The following is a 17,310-nucleotide window of genomic DNA, read 5'->3' as shown; positions in this document are numbered from 1 at the left end:
CCGGCGGGGGCGTCAGAGCTGGGACTTGTCCCGCTTGGTGAGGCTGTACTTGGCCGCGATCGCGTTCCACATGGTCGCGGCCGACTCCTTGGCCTTGGTCGCCTCGCCGCTGGCCCGGTTGCCCGCGGCCGCGTTGCCGGTGCTCTTGGCCTGCCCGTCCTTGCAGTTCTTCTTGCCGTCGTCCACGTCGTCCGCCCAGGCCGCGTAGCTGTTGTCGGCGGCCGCCGAGGACTTCCAGGCCTTGGTGAGGGCCGCGGAGAGCTTGGCGTGGTCGGGGAGCAGGTCCAGCTTGAGCTCCTGGAGCCGGGTGACGAGCTCGTCGCGCTGGCGGGCGGCGTCGCGCAGGTCGTCGGCCGCCTGGTCCAGGTTGCGGCAGCCCTTGATGTCGTCGACGGCCTTGATCACCGAGGCGCGGCTGTCGTTGCTGTCCGCGAGCAGTTTGTCGAGCTGGACGGCCTGGGGGCGCGCCGGGTCCACGGGAGCTTCGCCGACGGCCGCGGCCGAGCCGCCGGAGCCGGTGGGTACGGGGGCCACGGCGCCGGGGTCGGTGTTCTGCGGCTTGTTGTCGCTGAGCAGCGCGCCGACGCCGAGCCCGACCACGGCCAGCCCGATGACGACGGCGGCGATGATCGCGGGCGAGACCCTCCGCGCGGGCTCGGCCGGCACGGGCGGCGCCGCCTGGAACTGCTGCGGGGGCGGGGCGTACTGCTGGGATCCGGGCTGCTGGGACCCGGGCTGCTGGGGCCCGGACTGCTGCGGCCGTACGGGGCCCTGCCCGCGCGGCGGATACGGGCGCGGCGGCGACTGCCGGAGCACCGGCTCCTGGATCGGCGGGAGGTGCTGGGTGTGCCCGGCGGAGTCGTCGCCCCGGAACAGCCCGTCAAACCCCTCGGCGGCATTGGGCATCGGCCCGGCGGGCACGGGCGGGATGTACTGCGTCGCCGCCTCGTCCTGCGCGGGTGCGGCCGGCACGGGCGGGATGTACTGCGTCGCCGCTTCGCCGTGCGCGGGCCCGGCCGGGATCGGCGGGATGTACTGGGTCGCGGCCTCGCCGTGCGCGGGCCCGGCCGGGATCGGCGGGATGTACTGCGTCACCGCCTCGGGCAGCGGCGGATACCCGTACCCGTGCGGATCCCCGGGCCCCTCGAACCCGGGCCCCACGACGTGCCCGACCGGCGGCTGCGCCGCCGGGTAGCCGGGCTGCGGGTACCCGTACGAGGCCTCCGCCTGCGGCGGGTACCCGTACGCGGGCTGCCCGGGCTGGTGCGGGGGCGCGGGATAGCCGTACTCGGGCTGGGGCTGGTGCTGGGCCTGGTCCTGGTGCTGGGGCTGAAACTCGGGCTCGGGCTCGGGCTGGGGCTGCTGCCCCGCCTGCTCCCCCCACGGCGCCCCGGACTGCGGCACGCCCGGCTGCGCCGGGTACCCGGGCTGCGGGGCGCCCTGGTAGCCGCTCCCCTGTCCGTTCTCCGTCACCGGGACTCCTTCTCCGACTCGCCCGCACCTACGGAACCGTCGGCTCACGCTACCCGGTCACCCACCGCCACCGGCAGGCCCCCGGATATCGCGGCCCGGCGGGACCCGCGTTTCGCCCGTGCGGGCGTGGCACGCCCTGACCTGCGGCACGTTATGGAATGGTCGCTTCCGCCCGAATGGCGGCGGTGAGTCCCGAGGTGGCGCGGATGTCCATGCCCCGCGGCGACGCATACGGCGCGCGGTTCTACGAAGGTCAGCAGGACGGCTCCGCGCGGTCCGCCGAGCGCGTCCTGCCGCTGGTGTTCCTGGCTGGCCGTCGCGCACCGGCTCGGCGCGGAAACGAACCTCGGCGTGGACGGGAGCCGGGTCACCGAGTCCGCCCCTGCGCATTCCGCCGGACCGCTTCCTCGGCCAGGACCTGTCCCGCCCCCTTCGTCTGGACGGCCGCCGGTTCGACCTGGCCATGTCCCTGGAGGCCGCCCGGCAGCGACCACCGCAACGAGCAGTGGCCGGCCTACTGGCGCGACCGCTTCGGCCGGTGGGGCTACGTACTCGTCGACTGCCTGCGCTCCCGCTCGTGGGACGACCCGGAGGTCGAACCCTGGTACGCGTAGAACGCGTACCTCACCCGAGTGGGCGCCCGCGTTGGGCCGAAACGCTGAGAGTCGGGCGAGGCGGCGGAGGCCCGGACGGGTGCGGTCCGCAGGATGACTACGAATAACTAGACATTACGGTCATCAGCCGATCGGATTTTCCCAAGGAGCGGCACATGCGTCCTGAGGACAGGACCAGATCCACCCTGGGCCCGCTACCCAGACGTTCCGCCCGCCGGCTCACCGGCGGAACCCTCGCCTCCATCGCCCTGGTACTGGTGGGGATCGCCTCCCCTGCCGTGGCGGCGGTGCCGGCGGCCGCCCAGGCGAAGGCAGTCGAGACGGCCACGGCGAACCCGGCCGGCGGCATCGGGGCCCCCTGCAAGACCTCCAAGACTCGGCCGAAGCCGAAGCCGAAGGCCGATCCGGCCGGCGGCCAGGACGCGTGCCGGGGCCCGCGGGGCCCTCGCGGCCACAAGGGCGACACCGGCCCCGAGGGCCCCGAGGGCCTTCAGGGACCGCAGGGCGAAACGGGACCGGCGGGCGAGACCGGCGCTCCGGGCGCCAAAGGCACCCCAGGTGCGGCGGGCACTCCGGGCGCCACCGGCGCACCCGGCGACACAGGCCCGCAGGGCGACACCGGGCCACGGGGCAACACGGGACCTGCGGGCAAGACCGGCGCACCCGGCGACACGGGACCGCAGGGCGACACGGGTCCGGCGGGCGAGACCGGTGCTCGGGGCGCCACGGGCGCTCCCGGCGCAACGGGCGCCCCGGGCGCCACCGGCACACCAGGCGCCACCGGCACACCAGGGGCGGCCGGCGCCACCGGCCCCTGTATCGACATCGACAGCTACTCGCCCTCCAACAGCGAGTCCTTCAGCGCCGCCCTCAGGAACAACAGCGCCTACGGCGGCCGCGCCCCGAACACCGGCGCCGCGGTGGTCTGGCAGAACCTCTCCGGCATCACCGGCTACCCCAACAGAGCCGCCACGGGGTTCCCCTGCGGCATCTCGATCGAGGCCCAGGGAGCGTTCGCGTACATCAAGATCCTGACCACCACCGGCCGGGTCTACCAGCTGCAAATCGCGGTCAACGGGACCAACTTCACGCCCAACACGCTGGTGGGCTGGGTCGACCAGACCCCGGTGGCCCCCTTGCGCCGCGAGCAGAACGTCCCGTTCAAGGGCGACATGTCGCACGGCACCGAACCGAGCAGGAACTGACGGACAGCCGCGGAAGGGCGCCCGGGTGCCGACCGCACCCGGGCGCTCCCGCGCCCCACCGGGCCGCCGGGGGGAACCCGGCTACGCCGCCGACACCTCCAGCCGCGCCCCGAACTCCCGTACCGCCGCCTCCTCCCGGTACGGCTCCAGCCGGGTGCGGAAGTCGTCCAGGTACTCCGCCCCCCGCCGCGAGCGCAGTGACCCCAGCAGCTCCGCCGCCCGCGTCGCCGTCTGGCACGCCTGCTCCACCTCCCGCTGCTGCACCAGCGCCGTCGCCAGCAGCAGCAGCCCGATCGCCCGCCGCCGCGCCTTCGTCTCCGGCAGCCCCCGCAGCGCCTCCTGCGCGCGCGTGGCCGCCGCCTCCGCCTGCCCCAGGTCCCGATGGCAGTGCGCCAGCTCATCGGCCAGGTACGCCTGGTCGAAGTGCCGGATCCACACCGGGTCGTCCCCCGACTCCGGCTCCGCCCGCTCCAGCGCCGTCACCGCCCGCCCCGACAGCACGGCCGTCGCCCGGGTGTCCCCCAGCAACGCGTGCCCCCGCGCCTCGGCGGCGTAGTACATGGCCTCCACTCTCGGCGTGACCTGCCCCCGCGTCCCCTCCTGCGCGGCCCGCGCCAGCTGCGCGATCTCCCGGGGGTTGCCCAGTTCCGCCGCGAGGTGGCTCATGGACGCCGCCAGCACGTACCCCCCGTACGCCCGGTCCCCCGCCGCCTGCGCGAGCCGCAACGCCTGGATGTAGTACCGCTGCGCCAGCCCCGGCTGGCCCGTGTCCACGGCCATGTAGCCGGCCAGCTCCGTCAGCCGGGCCACCGCCGCGAACAGCGCCCGCCCCACCGGTTCCCGGTACGAGCCGCCGATCAGCCCGGACACCACGGAGTTGAGGTAGTGCACGACGACGGGCCGGACGTGCCCGCTGCCGAACCGGTGGTCGAGGTCCTTGAGCGCCTCGGTGGTGGCCATGACGGCCTCCACGTCGGACATCCCGACGCGCGCGCCCCCGCTGCGCGCCACCTGCGCGTCGGCCCCGGTGATCAGCCAGTCGCGGCTCGGCTCGACGAGCGCGGACGAGGCCACGCTCGACCCGGTCAGGAAGTCGCGCCGTCCCACGTCGCTGCGCCACAGCTCGCTGACCTGCTCGATGGCACCGATGACGGTCGGGGAGAACTGCAGGCCGACGCCGGAGGCGAGGTTCTTGCCGTTGGCCATGCCGATCTCGTCGATGGTGACGGTCCGGCCGAGTTTGCGCCCGAGGGCCTCGGCGATGATGCCCGGTGCCCGGCCGCGCGGCTGCTGGCCGCGCAGCCAGCGGGCCACGGAGGTCTTGTCGTAGCGGAGATCGAGGCCGTGCTCGGCCCCGCACATGTTCACGCGCCGAGCGAGCCCGGCGTTGGAGCACCCGGCTTCCTGAATCAGCGCCTGCAGCCGTTCGTTCGGCTGGCGGGCGACGAGAGGCCTGGCTGCCATGAAAACCCCCTGCTGGCCGCGGGTGATCGTTGGAATGATCACTTCCCGCCTGATGTGCGGAGAATCTTCCCCTCTGCGTCGTGTCGCTACCCACGCCCGGCGCCCCGTCCTCCCACGCGCCCCCGTCCATGCATCGATGCGCCCCGCGTGCAGGATCGATGCACCGCCCACCGGCCGGTTTACCCCCGTAACCCCCGGTGACCGCGAGAGTTGTGAAGAGCGTGGAAGAGACCATCGGAGTCACGGAGACCGCACCCATCCCCAAGCAGCGCGGCGAGCAGCTGCTGGACCATGCCGTGCGGTACGCGGAAGAACGGCACTGGGATGTCTTCGCCGGCACCTGGCTGGAGCCGGGCGACGGGCGGGAGCTGTGTTCCTGCGGGGTGGAGGACTGCCCCGCGCCGGGCGCGCACCCCGCCGTGAAGGACTGGCAGGGGCTGGCCTCGGGCAGCGCGGTGCAGGTCCGGCGGATCTGGGGGAAGCAGCCCAACGCCTCGATCCTGCTGCCGACCGGCCGGACCTTCGACGCGATCGACGTACCCGACTCCGCCGGGTTCCTGGCGCTGGCGCGGCTGCACCGGATGAACCGCACCGTCGGGCCCGTCACCCTCACGCCCGACCACCGGATGCTGTTCTTCGTCCTGCCGGGCGCCGGGGCGAAACTGCCGGATCTGGTACGCAAGCTCGGCTGGCCGTCGTCCTCGCTCGATCTGTCCGCGCGCAGCGAGGGGCAGTACGTCGCCGCTCCGCCGACGCGCTTCGGCGGCCGGGGCTCGGTCCAGTGGGCGCAGGCGCCGACGGCCGCGAACCGGTGGCTGCCGGATGTGGAGGAGCTGGTCGACGGGCTCGCCTACGCGTGCGGGCGCGACGCGGCGGAGGCGCGGAGCCGCAAGCCGGCGTAGTTCATGACATTCGTAACTGCTGCCGCCCCTCTCCCTCCTCCTATCGTGAGGAACGTACGACCGTACGACCGTACGACCTACGGGGACTGAGGGAGAGGCAGGCGCATGCCGGACCAGGGTGATGCGGCGGGCTGGACGGACGGGACGGGTGGGGCGGGCGGGGCACGAACGGCGCCGCCCACCGCCCCCGCCGTGCGGGTCGAGGGGCTGTGGAAGCGGTTCGGCGAGCAGGTGGCCGTCGCGGGGATCGATCTGGAGCTGCCGGCCGGACAGTTCATCGGGCTCGTCGGGCCGAACGGCGCCGGCAAGACGACCACGCTGTCGATGGTGACCGGGCTGCTGCGCCCGGACATGGGGCGGGTCTTCGTCGCCGGCCACGACGTGTGGGCGGACCCGGCCGAGGTGAAGTCCCGGATCGGCGTGCTACCGGAGGGCCTGCGGCTCTTCGAGCGGCTGTCGGGGCGGGAACTGCTCGGCTACATGGGGCGGTTGCGCGGGCTGCCGGGCGAGGAGACCGACAAGCGGGCCACGCAGCTGCTGGACGTCCTGGACCTCGCGGGCTCGCAGCACAAGCTGGTCGTGGACTACTCGACGGGCATGCGGAAGAAGATCGGCCTGGCGGCCGCGCTGCTGCACAACCCCGAAGTGCTCTTCCTGGACGAGCCGTTCGAGGGTGTGGACCCGGTCTCGGCGCAGACCATCCGCGGGGTGCTGGAACGTTACACCGCGTCCGGCGCCACGGTCGTCTTCTCCTCCCACGTGATGGAGCTCGTCGAGTCGCTGTGCGACTGGGTCGCCGTCATGGCGGCCGGCCGGATCCGCGCCGCGGGCCCGCTGGCCGAGGTACGGGGCGACGCGCCCTCGTTGCAGGCCGCCTTCCTCCAGCTGGTCGGCGCGCAGGGCCGGGACTCGGGCGCCTCCCTGGAGTGGCTCGGCGGCGGGGCGGGTGCTCGATGAGCACCGGGACCCAGTCCCTGACCCCGGTCTTCGTCCGCCTCAAGCTCTCGCTGCTGAAGAACGGGCTGAAGGGCTCCTCGAAGCGCAAGGCCGCCTACCTGCTCACGCTCGCCTTCGCGCTGGTGGTCGGCTTCTTCGTCACGCTCGGCCTGGCCATGCTGCACGGGAACGCCCGAGCGGGGACGGTCGTTGTCCTGCTGGCGGCGGTCCTCGCGCTCGGCTGGTCGTTCATGCCCCTGTTCTTCCCGTCGGGGGACGAGACGCTCGACCCGAGCCGGCTGGTCATGCTGCCGCTGCGCCCGCGCCCGCTGGTGCGCGCCCTGCTCGCCTCCTCGCTGGTCGGCATCGGCCCGCTGTTCACCCTGTGCCTGGCGACCGGCTCGGCGATAGCGGTGGCCCGGGGGGCGGCCGGCGCGGTGGCGGCGGTCCTGGCCGTGCCGCTGCTCCTGCTGGGCTGCGTCGCCCTGGCGCGGGCGGTGGCCACGGCGAACGTCCGGCTGCTGACCAGCCGCAAGGGGCGTGACCTCGCGCTGCTCAGCGGCCTGCTGATCGCGGTGGGCGGCCAGCTGGCGAACTTCGCCACCCAGCGGCTGTTCGAGGACGGCGGTCTGGCGCGGCTGGAACCCGTCGAGGAGGTGGTGCGCTGGCTGCCGCCCGCGACCGCCGTCGGCATGGTGGACTCGGCGAGCGAGGGCTCGTACGGCATCGCGGCGGCCCAACTGGTGCTCTCGCTGGCGGCGCCGGCCCTGCTCCTGTGGTTCTGGGAGCGCAGCCTGACCAAGCTGATGGTCAGCCCGGACGGCTCGACGATCGCGGCGGCCGAGCCCGGCAAGGACCGGGCGCCCGGGACCGGCCTCTGGTCCCTGCTGCCGGGCGGCCGCACGGGCGCCGCGATGCAGCGCACGCTGCGGTACGTGGTGCGCGACCCGAAGACCAAGTCGGCGTGGGTGACCGCGCTGGCGATCGGCCTGATCGTCCCGGTGTTCAACGCCCTCCAGGGCACGGGCTCGGTGTACCTGGCCTGCTTCGGCGCGAGCATGCTCGGCGTGCAGATGTACAACCAGTTCGGGCAGGACACCTCGGCGTTCTGGATGGTCGCGCAGACCATCTCGACCCCGCGCGAGGCGTACGAGGAGCTGCGCGCCCGGGCGTACGCGCTGGCGCTGGTCACCGTCCCGTACACGCTGCTGATCACGCTGGTCACGGCCCGGCTCGTCGGCAACTGGGTGGACTTCCCGGCGGCGACGGGCCTGGCGCTGGCGCTGCTCGGCTCGATGCTGTGCACGGGTGCGCTGACGTCGGCCCGCTTCCCGTACTCCATTCCGACGGACGGCGCCTTCAAGAACGTGGCGCCGGGCCAGGGCGGTCTCGCCTGGGGAGGCATCGTCGGCGGCATGCTGGCGTCGGCGGTGATCAGCGCGCCGGTGATCGCGCTGACGGTGTACGCCGATGTCACGGACAAGGAGTCCGTCGCGTGGCTCCTGCTTCCCCTGGGCGCCTGCTGGGGCGCCCTGGCCGCCTGGTCCGGGCTGCGGCTGGCGGCCCCGACGGTGGCGCGGAAGCTGCCGGAGATCCTCCAGGCGGTCAGCAAGGGCTGACGCCCGCGAGAGGCGTTGCGGGAGCGGCAGGAGCTCAGTAGAGAGCCCGCCCCAGGGAAACCGGGGGCGGGCTCTTTGGCTTCAGGGGCTCACCTTGACCCCGTCCAGGAACGGCTCCAGCGCCGCGCGCCACGCGCTGGGCTGGTCGTAGTGCAGGTAGTGCCCGGCGTCGGGGATCTCGGCGTACTGGCCCGCCGGGAGGACCCGGACCATCTCCTGGGCCTCCGCGCGGCCGAGCTCGCCGTCCAGCCCCCGGACGACCAGCGTCGGGCAGCCGACCTGCGCGAGCTCCTCCCAGTGCGCGTCGTGGACCCAGGTCTCGCGGGCGGTCAGCATCTGGCGGCGGGAGAAGAGCGGGCGCCAGCCGTCCTGGGCCTGGTGCATGACATCGGCGAAGAAGGCGCCGCGGCCCGGGTCGGGGCGCTCCACCCGGGGATCGTCCTCCCCGAACCAGCGGCGGGCGGCGTCCTGAGTGGGGAAGGGCAGCGGCCAGCGGTGGAACCAGTCCTCCCATTCCTGCTGCGAGGCCTCACCGAGGGCGGAGGCCCGCATGTCGCAGATCACCAGGGCCCGCACCAGGTCGGGACGGCGGGCGGCGAGCTGCCAGGCGGTGAGGGCGCCCATGGAGTGGCCGATCAGGGTCACGGGGGCGAGGCCGAGCTGCTCGACGACGGCCTCCGCGTCGGCCACGAACGCCTCGCGGCCCAAGGCGGTCCGCAGGTCCGGACCGGCCGCCGGGCGGTCGCTCTGGCCGTGCCCGCGCTGGTCGAGGGCCACGACACGGTGGCGCTCGGCGAGCCAGCGGGCGGTGCCCGTCCAGTGGAAGGCGTGGCCCATCAGGCCGTGGAGTAACAGCACGGCGGGCCGCTCCGGTTCCGCCTCGCGGACGGCGGCGGCTTCCGGGGCACTCGCGGTCGGTTCCCGGAACTCCCAGGCGGCCAGACGGACTCCGTCGGCCCCTGTCACATCGATGCGCTGTACCACCGCGGATGCACCCCCTTCGCTCCCGGCCAGACTATCGAACCCGTATTCGAAAACGCCCTTCTCGCCGCCAACACCGCTCTTTCGAGTGACCTTCCTCAAGGATTGGCCGCCGCTGCCGAGGGGATCTTTTCAACAGGGAGGGCGGGCCGCTCGGGGAAGACGGTCCGAGGGGATGACCTTGAGAGCTCGGGGCTCCAGGTCACCAGGGGAGGACCGGCCCCGGCGCCGTGAGGCGCCGGGGCCGTCCACATGTGCGGGCACGCCGCCTGTGCGGGTACGCCGCCGGATGGTCAGCGGACGGTGGTCAGCTGTCGGTCAGCGCTTCGCCACGAACACGTGGGAGGCGATGTCCGCGTCCAGCTCGGCGGCCTCGCCGCCACTGCCGACCAGGACCCCGCCCGGGGACTCGGTCACGCTCACCACCGAGCCGGGCTGCACGCCCGCCCGCCGCAGCGTGTACATCAGCTGGGCGTCCGTCTGGATCGGCTCCCCGATCCGGCGCACGACGACGGTCTTGCCCTCGGCGCCCGGGTCGAGCTCGTTCAGGCTGACCATGCCGTCCTCCAGGAACGGATCGGCCTCGGCCTTCTCCCCCAGCTCCTCCAGCCCCGGGATCGGGTTCCCGTACGGCGACTCGGTCGGGTGGCGCAGGAGCTCCAGCACCCGCCGCTCCACCGCCTCGCTCATGACGTGCTCCCAGCGGCAGGCCTCGGCGTGCACCTGCTCCCACTCCAGGCCGATGACGTCGACGAGCAGGCACTCGGCGAGCCGGTGCTTGCGCATCACGCGCGTCGCCAGCCGCCGGCCCTCGTCGGTCAGCTCAAGGTGCCGGTCGCTCGCGACCCCGACCAGCCCGTCCCGCTCCATGCGCGCCACCGTCTGGCTCACCGTCGGACCGCTCTGGTCGAGCCGTTCGGCGATACGGGCACGCATGGGGACCACACCTTCTTCTTCCAGCTCCAGGATGGTGCGGAGATACATCTCCGTGGTATCGATCAGTCCGGACATTCGTGCCCCTCGGATTGCGTGCGCTGGCCCTGCCCCCAATTCTGACGCATCGGGCCCACAACCGTCCCGTATCGAGCGTCAAGGCCAGTCCTGGACATCCGGCGGCCGTATTGACACGCCCTTGGTCCAGACCGCACGGTGAGCGGCGGAGACGGGCACGACCCAGGCGCACCCCCACCGCATCCCACCTCGGAAAGGGCCATCGGCGTATGAGCGAGAGCAAGCTGGCCGGGCAGTTCTTCGACGCCGCCATCGGCCTGCTGGAGCGGGTGCGGGACGAGGAGTCCGAACGGATGACCGAGGCGGGCACCGTCATCGCCGAGGCCGTGGCGGCCGGAAACCGGCTTTTCGCCTTCGGCGCCGGCCACTCCTCGCTGCCCGCCCAGGACGTGGTCTACCGGGCGGGCGGGCTCGCCCTGGTGAACTTCCTCGCCGTCCCCGGCACCGTCGGCATCGACGTCATGCCCGCCACGCTCGGCAGCGCCCTGGAGCGGGTGGACGGCCTCGCCGGGGCGGTCCTGGACAGCAGCCCGGCCGCCGCGGGCGACGTCCTCGTGATCATCTCCCTCTCCGGGCGCAACGCCCTGCCGGTCGAGATGGCCATGAACGCCCGCGCCATCGGCCTCAAGGTCATCGGCGTCACCTCGGTGGCGTACGCGACGGAGACCAAGTCGCGGCACGTCTCCGGGACCTTCCTCAAGGACCACTGCGACATCGTCCTCGACAGCAAGATCGCGGTCGGCGACGCCGAGCTCAGCCTGGACGGCATCGACGCGCCGTTCGCCCCCGCCTCCACCGTCGTGACCAGCGCGATCATGCAGGCCGTGATGGCGGCGGCGGCCGGCGAGCTCGCCGCGCGCGGCGTGGAACCGCCGCTGCTGCGCTCGGGCAACGTGGACGGCGGCCACGAGTGGAACGGCCGCGTGATGCGGGAGTACGGAGACCGCATCTTCTACCGCCACTGACGGGTCCGCGCGGTCCGCGCGTCCGCGCCCGGCGGGCTGAGGCGAGCTGACGGCCGGCTGCGGGCGTGCGCGCTGCTGGCTTGCTGGCTGCCGTCTGCGGGCGTGCGGGCTGCGGGCTGCCGGCAGCCCGCTGCGCGGCCGTCAGCCCCGCCAGCCCCGTCAGCCGCGGCCGGCCAGGTCCAGGTCCGCCGCGACCCGGGCCGCGACCTCCTCCGCGTACAGGGCGTCCGCGCGCTCGAACGCGGCCCGCGAGGGCCCCCGCAGGAAGGTGAGCGCTCCCAGGGTCCGACCCCGGCTGCGCAGCACCGTGCACAGCGCGTGCGCCGCGCCCTCCGGCCACTGCCGGGCCCGCGCCCAGTCCGCGTCCGCCTCACCGCGCGGGGAGCTGGTGCGCACCGGGCCGACCCGGTCCAGCGCCTGGAACGCCGGGTGCCCGGCCCCGTACCGTACGGGGATCGCGCCCGGCCCCGGCAGCAGCAGCGTCATCCCGGACGGCGACACGGCCGACCGTACGAGCCTCGGCCGCGCGGAATCGAGACCGTCCCGCCGCTCCCGTCCGGCCAGTCCGTCGAGTACGTCCACCAGCGCGTGCTCCGCGAACCCCGCGAGCGCGAAGTCCAGCCGTACGGCGGCCGCCTCCGCCGGATCCTCGCACTCGGCGGCGGCCCGCCCCGCGCGGTAGAGCTGGTTGGCCCGGAACCGCAGCTGCCCGGTGTCCAGCTCGGCCTGCCGGGCCTCGGTGACGTCCTGGAACAGCAGCCCGACGCCGAGCGGCACCGGCTCCTCGGCCAGCGGCGAGCCCAGCCGCAGGAACCCGCACCGCCAGCACCGCCGCCGCACCCCCTCCGCGGTGCGCACCGACACCCACAGCTCCACCGGGGACGGCGGCGCCCCCTCGGCGAGCACGTGCTGGAGGGCGCCCTCCAGTTCCTCCACACCCTGGGTGAGCAGCTCCCCGAGCGGCCGCCCCAGCAGCGCGGTACGCCCGCTGCCGAAGGCGCGGGCGGCGTGGGTGTTGACCACGGCCGGGCGCAGGTCCACATCGACGAGGACCACACCCCAGTTCAGGGCCGAGGCGTCGTCCATCAGCGCCTCGCTGAGCGCGATGGACCGCTCCAGGTCGATCTGCGCGTGCACCTCGCTGAACGCGCAGTACACCCCGGCGGGTTTTCCGTCCGCGCCGGGCACCGCGGCGGACTGGGTCCGTACGAGGACGCGCCCGCCGTCCTTGGTCAGCAGGGCGAACTCGTGCACCTGCCGGCCCGGCGCGTCCTGGACGGCCATCAGCCGGTCCTCCACGTCGTGGGCGTCGGCGGCCCGTACGGCCCACCCGGCGAACCCCCGCCGCCCCACCGCCTCGCCGGCGGACCAGCCCAGGATGCGCTCGGCCTCCCGGTTCCAGTGGGTGATCACACCGTCGGCGTCGAACGCGCACAAGGCGGCGTCCATCCCGTCCAACAGCGCTGCGAGCAGATCGTCGGCGGTCTCACTACGCCCGAAAGCACTCACCTGGCACCCCCCGCAGGTGTTCGCGTGTGCGGCACGTCAGATCATTGAACTCGAACGTGACGCAGCCCACACCGCGTTCCCCGAATCGCCCCGAAATAAATCAGTTCTGGGTGGCCCTGGCGACGGCGCGCAGGATGGCGATCTCGCGGCCGACGGTGACGTGTACGTCGTCGAGGTGGACGAGCAGTACGCGGCGGCCCTCGGCGGTGCGGGCGTAGGCGAGGACCTCCGGCATGAACCCGCCCCTGGCGCCGTCCGGGACGTGCTCGGCCTCGAAGTCCTGGACGTCCGCCCACGCCAGCCGACGCGTCCGGAACAGGCCCCGGACCCGGATCCCTTCGCGGTCCACGAAGGTGGCACGGTGCCGTAGGGCGACGGCGAACACACCGATGAACGCCGGCATCAACACGCTCACCAGCAGCTTCACCCACTCCGGGACGGACTTCATGTCCCACACCTGGGTCAGCGCGCCGATCGCGAAGAGGCTCATCAAGCCCACCGCCCGGGTCGTCCGCCCCGACTTGATCCGGTACTCGCGCGGTAGCGCTCGTTCAGCCACATCCACCCCTCTCCCCGGCCGCTCACTGTAGGCGTGGGCAGGTGCGGGAAATATTTGCTTGTGGGTCGGACGGGAGGCTCCTAGGCTCTGCTTTACACGAGAAGGGAGGTGGTTCCCGAAATGTACGGAAACCGGACGCGTGAGGTGGCTGCGGGCTAAGCGCCCGTCGTCGCACGCACCCAGTGCGGTGCCCGGCGGAATCGCCTGGCGCCAATCCCAAGCAGTCACCCGACCCGCGGGCTCGCCGGTACGTCCGGCCGGCTTCTCTCACTGCAGGAGAGAAACCAGAGCCCGCGGGTCGCCTGCGTTCCCCGTCCCGCTAAAGGCGTTCACCGCCGCACGGCTACGGGCAGAGGCGCTGCAGTTTCCACTGGTCGGCCTCGCGGGCGTAGCGCAGGCGGTCGTGGAGGCGGTTTTCGTGGCCCTGCCAGAATTCCACCGCGTCCGGGACGACGCGGTAGCCGCCCCATTCCGGCGGGACCGGGACCTGCTCGCCCTCCGGGTAGCGCTCCTCCAGCTCCGCGTAGCGGCGGTCCAGCTCGGCGCGGGAGGCGATCACCCGCGACTGGGCGCTGGCCCAGGCGCCCAGCTGGGAGCCGTGCGGGCGGGAGCGGAAGTACGCCGCCGTCTCGTCGCGGCCGGTACGGGTGGCCTTGCCGGTGACGATGACCTGGCGGGAGATGGGGTGCCAGGGGAACAGCAGGGAGATGTACGGGTTCTCCGCCAGTTCGCGGCCCTTGCGGGAGCCGTAGTTGGTGTAGAAGACGAATCCCCGGTCGTCGAACTGCTTCAGCAGCACCGTGCGGGAGCTGGGACGGCCCTCCGCGGACGCGGTCGAGACGACCATCGCGTTCGGTTCGAAGACGTGCGCGTTGGCCGCCTGCTGGAACCACCTGGCGAATTGCCGCATGGGGTCGTCGGCGAGGCTTTCCTCGGTGACGACTTCCGAGCGGTACTGCTTGCGCATGAGGGCGGGATCAAGGTCCTGATGGGTCACGCCGATCATCCTGCCGCAGGGCGCCGCCCGGCGGTGTGCCGTATGTCACGCTTCCGCACGCCATCCGGAACCGCCAAAATCTTGGGGCCGGTCCGTGGGGCCCCGCAGGGGTGACCGACGGCCGTGCCGGGCATCAACGGGGATGACCGCGCCGGACCGCGAATCACGCCGGGAGCCGCGCGTGTTCGCACTATCTGAGGAGCCGCCTGATGTCCGACTTCGTACCCGGGCTCGAAGGGGTCGTCGCGTTCGAAACGGAGATCGCCGAACCGGACAAGGAAGGCGGATCGCTTCGCTACCGCGGGGTGGACATCGAGGACCTGGTCGGGCACGTGTCCTTCGGGAACGTGTGGGGCCTGCTGGTCGACGGTGCGTTCAACCCGGGCCTGCCCGCCGCCGAGCCGTTCCCGATCCCCGTCCACTCCGGTGACATCCGTGTGGACGTGCAGTCCGCGCTCGCCATGCTCGCCCCCGTGTGGGGCCTGAAACCGCTGCTCGACATCGACGAGCGGACCGCCCGCGACGACCTGGCGCGCGCGGCCGTGATGGCGCTGTCGTACGTCGCCCAGTCCGCCCGCGGGCAGGGCCTGCCGATGGTGCCGCAGAAGGAGATCGACAAGGCCGAGTCCGTCGTCGAGCGGTTCATGATCCGCTGGCGGGGCGAGCCGGACCCGAAGCACGTCAAGGCCGTCGACGCGTACTGGACCTCGGCCGCCGAGCACGGGATGAACGCCTCGACGTTCACGGCCCGGGTGATCGCCTCGACCGGTGCGGATGTCGCCGCCGCCCTCTCGGGTGCCGTCGGCGCCATGTCCGGGCCGCTGCACGGCGGTGCGCCGTCGCGCGTCCTCGGCATGATCGAGGAGATCGAGCGCACCGGCGACGCCGTGGCGTACGTGAAGAAGGCCCTGGACAAGGGTGAGCGGCTGATGGGCTTCGGGCACCGCGTGTACCGCGCCGAGGACCCCCGCGCGCGCGTCCTGCGGCGAACGGCCAAGGAGCTGGACGCACCGCGCTACGAGGTGGCCGCCGCGTTGGAGAAGGCCGCGCTGGAGGAACTGCACGCGCGCCGTCCCGACCGGGTGCTCGCGACGAACGTGGAGTTCTGGGCCGCGATCATGCTGGACTTCGCGGAGGTCCCGGCGCACATGTTCACCTCGATGTTCACGTGCGCGCGTACGGCCGGCTGGTCGGCGCACATCCTGGAGCAGAAGCGCACGGGCCGCCTGGTGCGGCCGTCGGCCCGCTACATCGGCCCGGGCGCGCGTGACCCGCGCGCGATCGAGGGCTACGACGACATCGCGGCGACGGCCTGACCCTGCCGGTGGTGGGTCCCGCCGGTGGGTCCTGGCGCCGCATCCCGTACGGGGTGCGGCGCCTTTCGCGTTCCCGCGTTCCCGCGTTTCCGCGTTCCCGCGTTCAGGACAGGGCGGCGTCCAGGATGCGGGACCACTGTGCGACCACGCGGGCGCGGCGGGCCGTGTCGTCGGTGAGGACGTTGGCCAGGCCGAGGCCGCGGGCCATGTCGAGGAGGCCCTGCACGGTCTCCCGTACGCCGGGTACGGACTCGTCCGCGCCGAGGAGTTCCACGGCGATGCGGTGGGTCTCGCGGCCGACGCGGGACTCCAGTTCGGTGACCTGGGGGCGCAGTTGGTCCTCGTTGGAGGCGGCGACCCACAGTTGCAGGGCGGCGCGGAAGAGGGAGCCGGTATAGAGGTCGACCACGGCCTCGACGACCGCCGGGCGCGGGACGGGGCCTGCGTGGGTGAGCTCGCGCAGGGCGGCGGAGCGTTCCTCGGCGACGAAGGCGACGGCGGCGGTGAAGAGGTCCTCGCGGGTCGGGAAGTGGTACTGGGCGGCCCCGCGCGAGACGCCGGCGCGCTCGGCGACGACGGCGACGGTGGAGCCGGCCCATCCCTGTTCGGCGAGGCAGGAGACGGCCGCCTCCAGGAGGTGGTGGCGGGTGACCCGGCTGCGGGCCTGCTTGGGGCCGGGTGCCGGTTTGGGTGTGGGTGTGGGTGCGGGTTCCGGTGCGGGTTCCGGGGCCGGGGCGGGTTCCGGTGCCGGTGCCGGTGCCGCTGCCGGTGCGGGTGCCGGTGCCGGTTCCGCTGCCGGTGCGGGTGCCGGTGCCGCTGCCGGTGCGGGTGCGGGCGCCGGGGCGGGTGCGGGTTCCCGGGCCGGGGCGGGGCGGCCGGTTACAGCGCCCATGACGGGTCCCGGCGCTCGAAGCGGGCGGTGATGCCCTCGCGGGCCTCGTCGGAGGCGAAGAGTCCTGCGGACAGCCGGGTGAGGGCGGCGCCGTCCTGGGCGAGGGCCGCCCGGACCGGGGCGGTGACCAGCCGTTTGGTTGTGGCGAGGGCCTGCGGGCCCGCTTTGAGCAGGCCCGCGAGGACGGGTTCGAGGGCCTTGTCGACGTCGTCGGCGTGCAGGGTGAGCAGGCCGATCCGGGTCGCCTCGGGGGCGTCGAAGGCCTCGGCGGTCAGGAAGTAGCGGGCGGCGGCGCGCGGGTCCAGGCGCGGCAGCAGTGGCGCGGAGATGACGGCGGGGGCGAGGCCCAGGTGGGTCTCGGTGAAGGCGTACGAGGACTGCGGCCCGGCGGCGGCGATGTCGCAGGCGCCGAGCAGGCCGAGGCCGCCCGCGCGGACGTGGCCGGTGACGCGGGCGACGACCGGCTTGGGGAGTTCGGCGATCTCGCGGAGCAGGGCCAGGAAGTCGGCGGGGTCGCAGGGGGACTTGAGGTCGGCGCCGGCGCAGAACGTGGTGCCGGTGTGGGTGAGGACGGCCGCCCGGACCGCCGGGTCCGCGCCCACTGCCGCGAGGGCCGCGCGCAGCTCGCTGACCAGGGCCGCGGAGAGCGCGTTGCGGTTGGCCGGGGAGTCCAGCGTGAGGGTGGTGACGCCGGGCGCTTGCGCGGCATGCACGAGTGGGGCCATGTCTCCTCCGGAGCGGTGTATCGGGCGGGATCCCCTCGGGGGAGGGTATGCGGGGGGCCGGTGCCGGGGGTGGGGGGGGGGGGGGGGGGGGGGGGGGGGGGGGGGGGGGGGGGGGGGGGGGGGGGGGGGGGGGGGGGGGGGG

15 protein-coding genes and 1 pseudogene are annotated in these 17,310 nt (G+C 73.6%); 7 read left to right on the top strand and 9 right to left on the bottom strand.

The annotated features are described in order from the left end of the window. Positions 1-12 precede the first annotated feature (12 nt). On the bottom strand, positions 13-1,473 hold the full coding sequence (locus MTF65_RS29830) for a hypothetical protein (RefSeq protein ID WP_243632115.1): 1,461 nt from the start codon (positions 1,471-1,473) through the stop codon (positions 13-15). Positions 1,474-1,679: 206 nt separating this feature from the next. On the opposite strand from MTF65_RS29830, the gene MTF65_RS29825 reads away from it, so the two are divergent. After that, the gene (locus MTF65_RS29825) at positions 1,680-2,087 is read left to right on the top strand and encodes a hypothetical protein (protein WP_243632114.1); all 408 of its coding nucleotides are present in this window, start codon (positions 1,680-1,682) and stop codon (positions 2,085-2,087) included. A gap of 155 nt (positions 2,088-2,242) precedes the next feature. Then, positions 2,243-3,292 carry a hypothetical protein gene (locus tag MTF65_RS30395; protein WP_279399701.1) on the top strand — a complete coding sequence of 350 codons (1,050 nt, stop codon included), beginning with the start codon at positions 2,243-2,245 and terminating at the stop codon, positions 3,290-3,292. An 81-nt stretch (positions 3,293-3,373) separates the two neighbouring features. Here MTF65_RS30395 and MTF65_RS29815 read toward each other — a convergent pair whose 3' ends face one another. Beyond that, complete coding sequence (locus MTF65_RS29815) at positions 3,374-4,756, bottom strand: transcriptional regulator (RefSeq protein ID WP_243632113.1); 1,383 nt, start codon at positions 4,754-4,756, stop codon at positions 3,374-3,376. A gap of 221 nt (positions 4,757-4,977) precedes the next feature. Between MTF65_RS29815 and MTF65_RS29810 the strand changes: the two genes are divergently transcribed. The 3 genes from MTF65_RS29810 to MTF65_RS29800 all read left to right on the top strand — a co-directional run bounded on the left by MTF65_RS29810 (position 4,978) and on the right by MTF65_RS29800 (position 8,213). Next, positions 4,978-5,658: a bifunctional DNA primase/polymerase gene (locus MTF65_RS29810; protein ID WP_243632112.1), complete on the top strand. Its 681-nt coding sequence runs from the start codon at positions 4,978-4,980 to the stop codon at positions 5,656-5,658. A 105-nt stretch (positions 5,659-5,763) separates the two neighbouring features. Continuing rightward, the gene (locus MTF65_RS29805) at positions 5,764-6,615 is read left to right on the top strand and encodes an ABC transporter ATP-binding protein (protein ID WP_243632111.1); all 852 of its coding nucleotides are present in this window, start codon (positions 5,764-5,766) and stop codon (positions 6,613-6,615) included. Further along, positions 6,612-8,213 carry a transporter gene (locus tag MTF65_RS29800; RefSeq protein WP_243632110.1) on the top strand — a complete coding sequence of 534 codons (1,602 nt, stop codon included), beginning with the start codon at positions 6,612-6,614 and terminating at the stop codon, positions 8,211-8,213. The genes MTF65_RS29805 and MTF65_RS29800 overlap by 4 nt, the downstream gene beginning before the upstream one ends. 81 nt (positions 8,214-8,294) lie before the next feature. Here the strand turns inward: MTF65_RS29800 and MTF65_RS29795 are convergent, their stop codons facing one another. Together MTF65_RS29795 and MTF65_RS29790 are read right to left on the bottom strand one after the other, a co-directional pair. Next, complete coding sequence (locus tag MTF65_RS29795) at positions 8,295-9,197, bottom strand: alpha/beta fold hydrolase (RefSeq protein WP_243632109.1); 903 nt, start codon at positions 9,195-9,197, stop codon at positions 8,295-8,297. 315 nt (positions 9,198-9,512) lie between these two features. Further along, positions 9,513-10,205, bottom strand: a complete 693-nt coding sequence (locus MTF65_RS29790; RefSeq protein WP_243632108.1) for a metal-dependent transcriptional regulator — start codon at positions 10,203-10,205, stop codon at positions 9,513-9,515. Between the two features lie 209 nt (positions 10,206-10,414). Here MTF65_RS29790 and MTF65_RS29785 point away from each other — a divergent pair, with 209 nt between their 5' ends. Beyond that, positions 10,415-11,170: an SIS domain-containing protein gene (locus MTF65_RS29785; RefSeq protein ID WP_243632107.1), complete on the top strand. Its 756-nt coding sequence runs from the start codon at positions 10,415-10,417 to the stop codon at positions 11,168-11,170. 159 nt (positions 11,171-11,329) lie between these two features. On the opposite strand, the gene MTF65_RS29780 is transcribed toward MTF65_RS29785, so the two are convergent. The 3 genes from MTF65_RS29780 to pdxH form a co-directional block, all read right to left on the bottom strand. After that, the gene (locus MTF65_RS29780) at positions 11,330-12,679 is read right to left on the bottom strand and encodes a PAS domain-containing protein (RefSeq protein ID WP_243632106.1); all 1,350 of its coding nucleotides are present in this window, start codon (positions 12,677-12,679) and stop codon (positions 11,330-11,332) included. Positions 12,680-12,779: 100 nt separating this feature from the next. Further along, positions 12,780-13,238: a PH domain-containing protein gene (locus tag MTF65_RS29775; RefSeq protein WP_243632105.1), complete on the bottom strand. Its 459-nt coding sequence runs from the start codon at positions 13,236-13,238 to the stop codon at positions 12,780-12,782. A gap of 343 nt (positions 13,239-13,581) precedes the next feature. Continuing rightward, positions 13,582-14,244 carry a pyridoxamine 5'-phosphate oxidase gene (gene pdxH, locus MTF65_RS29770; RefSeq protein WP_243632104.1) on the bottom strand — a complete coding sequence of 221 codons (663 nt, stop codon included), beginning with the start codon at positions 14,242-14,244 and terminating at the stop codon, positions 13,582-13,584. A 200-nt stretch (positions 14,245-14,444) separates the two neighbouring features. Between pdxH and MTF65_RS29765 the strand changes: the two genes are divergently transcribed. After that, complete coding sequence (locus MTF65_RS29765) at positions 14,445-15,551, top strand: citrate synthase 2 (RefSeq protein ID WP_243632103.1); 1,107 nt, start codon at positions 14,445-14,447, stop codon at positions 15,549-15,551. A gap of 103 nt (positions 15,552-15,654) precedes the next feature. On the opposite strand, the pseudogene MTF65_RS29760 reads toward MTF65_RS29765, so the two are convergent. Together MTF65_RS29760 and MTF65_RS29755 are read right to left on the bottom strand one after the other, a co-directional pair. Next, positions 15,655-16,233 (bottom strand): annotated as a pseudogene (locus tag MTF65_RS29760) (TetR/AcrR family transcriptional regulator); the annotation flags it as partial. A gap of 197 nt (positions 16,234-16,430) precedes the next feature. After that, positions 16,431-17,168 (bottom strand): enoyl-CoA hydratase family protein, encoded by a 738-nt coding sequence (locus MTF65_RS29755; protein ID WP_243632102.1) that lies wholly within the window; start codon positions 17,166-17,168, stop codon positions 16,431-16,433. Between the last annotated feature and the right edge of the window lie 142 nt (positions 17,169-17,310).

The sequence above is a fragment of the Streptomyces sp. APSN-46.1 genome, from assembly GCF_022815725.1.
Taxonomy (GTDB): Bacteria; Actinomycetota; Actinomycetes; order Streptomycetales; family Streptomycetaceae; genus Streptomyces.
The sequence above is the reverse complement of the archived record's forward strand: the minus strand, read 5'-3'. Positions and strand labels throughout refer to the sequence as shown.